Genomic DNA, 2,466 nt, shown 5'->3' on the forward strand with positions numbered 1-2,466 from the left:
CCAGGCAGCAACCGGTGAGCAGCGTCAGAGATCGTCGGGTTCGTGTCGGCTGATCCGCGTCGCCTGGTCCTCCTGCACGTGGCGGGCAGTCTGCACCGCTACCGTGCCCGGTAGACCGAGATGTGTGACGGACTCTCCGCCGTGAACGGCTGCCGGTGCCAGTCGGCGTACCGCTCGGTGAGCGCAAGGCCCGCCTGCCGGGCCATCTCGTCGATCTGGTGCGGCCAGGCGTATCGCATCGCGAACGGCTTCAGGTGCACACCGTTGCCGTCGAAGGTGATGGTCTGCCGGATGAACCGCTGCGCTGGCCGGTCGTACCGGTGCACCCGGATCGTCACGGAGTCCTCGGTCACCTCGCGGACCTGTAACTGCTCGTCCGCGTCGAAACCGCTCGGGTCGGGGACGAACGTCTCGATGACGAACGCCCCGCCCGGCGACAGCACCCGGGCGACGTTGCGGAACAGGTCCGCCTGCCGCTCGGCGTCCACCAGGTTGAACAGCGTGTTGAAGACCAGGTACGCCAGGCGGAACGGGCCCTCTACGCCCACGTCCGCCATGTCACCGACGACCGTCGGGATCTGGTCGCCACCGGGCTTGGCCCGCATCAGCGCCAGCATCTCGTCGGACGCCTCGATGCCGTGCACGGTGAGGCCGCGCTCGGCCAGTGGCAGTGCGACCCGGCCGGTGCCGATCGCCAGTTCCAGGACCGGACCGCCGTCGGCCAGATCGGCCAGGAAGTCCACGGCGGGCGCCGGGTCGGGGTTGCCGGGGCTGTCGTATCCGGCAGCCCACAGCCGGCCGAAGAGGCCCGGATCGTCGAAGACCGACATCAGCGGCCTCCGGGGTTGTGCTCAGTGACGGGTGTCCTCTGCGGAGCAGTTCTGCTCACGAAGCCTCGTTTCCTCAAGTCGGATGACGTTCGGTCGGGGGGACTTCGTCGTGTTGGGCATGGCACTGCTCCCTTCGGGCGGCTGTGCACCGAGGACACCAGAGACGCCGGGAGCCCGGCAAGGCATTTACGCCCGCCGGGCTCCTGGTCGAAGGATCGTCAGGAGATGTGGTGCAGGATCACGTTGTGCACGTGGTGGCTCTTCTGCGCGCCGCGGAACTCCACCTCGTAGGTGTGCGTGCCGACGTGGATCGCGATCGCGCCGGTGGAGAAGAACGACCCACCCCAGGACTTGTTGCTGACCACGCTCACGCTGGTGATCTTCGAGTACGGGATGCTGGTGATCGCATACCGCTTACCGACGAAGGAGCGGTCCTGGATGATCACGCGCCGGTCGGTCAGCCCGATGAACCCGGTGCCGGTGCCGACGGCGTCGTAGACGGCGATGATCTGCTCGCCGTCGAGCAGCCCACTTTCGATCTGCTGGACCTGCTCCTTGCGGTCGTACGCGATGTTCGCCATGCGATCCAGGTTAGGAAACCGGCGCCACCGCGCCGGCTCGTCAGGACTCGGTGACCGCCCGGTAGGCGTCCTCGATACGGGCGGCCAGCAGGACCTCACCCTCGGTCAGGGGGTCACCGTTGCCGTGCCCGACCCGGATCAGGGTGCTGTCGGACCGGCGGCTTATCTCGGGACGTAGATGCAGGGCGTCCGCCACGACCTTGACCCGTTCAGTCAGGGCCGCGTGTTGGGTATCGTCGATCACCAGCGTGCGCCGGATCTGCTCACCGTCCCGCGTCCAACCAGATAGCAAGGTCAACGCGTCGGAAAGGTAGTCGTGTTTGGCTCGGCTGCTGAACAGCACGCGCATTACCGCACCCCCCAAGCGCCGTTGCCGGCTTGTGGCCAAATCGTCGCCATCCCGTGTCTTGTCGGTGCCTTCTAGTCTGTCGTCGCTCGGTAGGGGTGTCCACGCCCACACTTCCGTGTTCTATTGGCCTAGCGGACGGTGTCGGTACCCAAACCGCCGATTGATCTGGCACCCTGGACGCCCGTGCAGACCGAACGGGCTAATGGTGGCGGGCAGGCCCAGCGACGGGACCTGAAGGTGATCGTGGGAGCGGCGATCATCCGGGACGGACGGGTGCTCGCCTGTGCGCGCTCCGCCCCGCCGGAGGTGGCCGGCATGTGGGAGTTCCCTGGTGGGAAGGTTGAGCCCGGTGAGGCCGAGACCGACGCGCTGATCCGGGAGTGCGCCGAGGAGTTGGCCGTACGCGTCGAGGTCGGCGCCCGGGTCGGCCGCAACGTCCGGATGGCCCACGGCCGGTCGGTGCTCAAGGTGTACGCCGCCCGCCTGCTCCACGGTGACGAACCGCAGGCACTGGAGCACCAGGCGCTGCGCTGGTTGACCATTGACGAACTGGACTCGGTCACCTGGCTCCCCGCCGACGCCCCCATCGTGGCCGCCCTACACCCCCACCTGAAAACCCCCTAACCCCCCGCCCCACCCCGTTGGGTCGTCGTTCGCACGGCCAAGGAGAAGCGGCGGCCGGACGGCTCGTACATCCGCTTCGACG

The 2,466-nt window shown here is 67.8% G+C and carries 4 protein-coding genes and 1 pseudogene; 2 read left to right on the plus strand and 3 right to left on the minus strand.

What is annotated here, in order from left to right:
* Nucleotides 1-98: 98 nt before the first annotated feature.
* From AB0J36_RS34375 to AB0J36_RS34385, 3 genes are all read right to left on the minus strand, one after another.
* Nucleotides 99-830 (minus strand): class I SAM-dependent methyltransferase, encoded by a 732-nt coding sequence (locus tag AB0J36_RS34375; RefSeq protein ID WP_357126126.1) that lies wholly within the window; start codon nt 828-830, stop codon nt 99-101.
* Nucleotides 831-1,048: 218 nt separating this feature from the next.
* A complete protein-coding gene (locus tag AB0J36_RS34380) occupies nt 1,049-1,411 on the minus strand; it encodes a PH domain-containing protein (RefSeq protein ID WP_355050625.1) in 363 nt (120 codons plus the stop codon).
* A gap of 40 nt (nt 1,412-1,451) precedes the next feature.
* Nucleotides 1,452-1,760: a 4a-hydroxytetrahydrobiopterin dehydratase gene (locus AB0J36_RS34385; RefSeq protein ID WP_357126121.1), complete on the minus strand. Its 309-nt coding sequence runs from the start codon at nt 1,758-1,760 to the stop codon at nt 1,452-1,454.
* A 183-nt stretch (nt 1,761-1,943) separates the two neighbouring features.
* Between AB0J36_RS34385 and AB0J36_RS34390 the strand changes: the two genes are divergently transcribed.
* Both AB0J36_RS34390 and AB0J36_RS34395 read left to right on the plus strand, forming a co-directional pair.
* Nucleotides 1,944-2,384, plus strand: a complete 441-nt coding sequence (locus tag AB0J36_RS34390) for a (deoxy)nucleoside triphosphate pyrophosphohydrolase (RefSeq protein WP_357126118.1) — start codon at nt 1,944-1,946, stop codon at nt 2,382-2,384.
* A gap of 15 nt (nt 2,385-2,399) precedes the next feature.
* Nucleotides 2,400-2,466: pseudogene (locus AB0J36_RS34395) on the plus strand (uL14 family ribosomal protein); the annotation flags it as partial.

The organism is Micromonospora sp. NPDC049662 (genome assembly GCF_040675055.1).
Classification (GTDB): Bacteria; Actinomycetota; Actinomycetes; order Mycobacteriales; family Micromonosporaceae; genus Micromonospora.